The 1,265-nt window shown below is 36.8% G+C and carries 2 protein-coding genes; both read right to left on the reverse strand.

Annotation, left to right across the window (positions count from 1 at the left end; translation table 11 throughout):
- Positions 1-52: 52 nt before the first annotated feature.
- Positions 53-514 carry a c-type cytochrome gene (locus E1171_RS01190; protein WP_155203276.1) on the reverse strand — a complete coding sequence of 154 codons (462 nt, stop codon included), beginning with the start codon at positions 512-514 and terminating at the stop codon, positions 53-55.
- A gap of 170 nt (positions 515-684) precedes the next feature.
- On the reverse strand, positions 685-1,265 hold a 581-nt coding region (locus E1171_RS01195; protein ID WP_343031272.1), incomplete at its 5' end, for an SCO family protein.

The following is a 1,265-nucleotide window of genomic DNA, read 5'->3' on the forward strand; positions in this document are numbered from 1 at the left end:
TTTAACCACTATAAAGGCATATTTTCAGCATAGTAAAATTAAACGAATTTATTTAATCACAGGTTGTTTTCTCAACATCTTTCACATCCACAATTCCATTAAAACTCCCCCAGCTATTATGGATATAAGTCACAATTTCTGCAATCTCAATATTTGTTAAGTTTGTATGGGCCGGCATAGGTTGATTATAGGAAATCCCATTAACTAAAATTTCGCCCTCTAAACCGTTTTTTATGATGCAAATGGTTCGCTCTACGTTTTTAGCCATATAATCTGATTCTGCTAGAGGCGGAATAAGCCTGGCTAACCCTTTACCATCCTTCTGATGACAATTGGCACAATTCGCAATATATAATCGTCGCCCTTCCGTCATGTACTGTTTAAATTTTATCTGCTCTCGACGACTAAGCCCTTCTTTTTTATTTGAATCGGCTGCTTTATCTCCAGATTTTTTGCAGGCGGTTTGAGTAAAAAGTAAAAGGATTGGTATAATAATAACTATTGCTTTACGCATTGGAAAGGGGTAATTAGTTGTTTTGAATTGCGAAGCTGAGCTTTAATAGGCCTTGTGAATCAAATGGGTTAGGAATTTCTAACCCATCTGGTAAAGCTATTTAATTTATTCTGATATTTTATTTTTCTGATTTTCTTTTAATAATGTAGGTATATCTTTTAAAAGCTTATTTACCTGTTCCTCATCTGTGCCATCATAAAAACCTCGGATATGTCGATTGTTATCAACCAAAATAAACGCTCCACCATGTACAAAGCCTCCCGGAGCGGTAGGGCTTCCATAGCTGTTGTCATATAACTACTTTGTGCAATATCGTAAATATCCTCAATATCACCTGTTACAAAGTGCCATTTATCCGTACGAACTCCCAGGCGATCCGCAAAATTATGAAGAACAGGCACAGTGTCATGATCAGGATCAATGCTGTGAGAAAGGAAGGTCACCTTGTCATTATCTTTGAACTGATCATAGACTCGCAACATTTGGGCTTTTGTGATGGGACAAATGGTTGGGCAAGAAGTAAAAAAGAAATCAGCAATATAGATTTTGTTTTCAAAAGTAGCATTTGTTACCCAAGAGCTATCCTGGTCCAAAAATTGGAAGTCGGCTATCTCATGATAGATAGTGTCCATCTCCACTTTTCCATTTACTTCTTTGGGCTCCACTTTTTTTCGCCCATAAATTGGGAGTTTATTATCTTTTTTCGTGCTTTCGCAGGAAGTGGCTAAAATCAACATTCCGAGAATTAGAA

The sequence above is a fragment of the Xanthovirga aplysinae genome (assembly GCF_009711365.1).
In the GTDB taxonomy this organism is placed as follows: domain Bacteria; phylum Bacteroidota; class Bacteroidia; order Cytophagales; family Cyclobacteriaceae; genus Xanthovirga; species Xanthovirga aplysinae.

Coding starts and splice junctions, on each gene's coding strand:
- E1171_RS01190 (WP_155203276.1), bottom strand. CDS start 514: ATGCGTAAAGCAATAGTTATTATTATACCAATCCTTTTACTTTTTACT.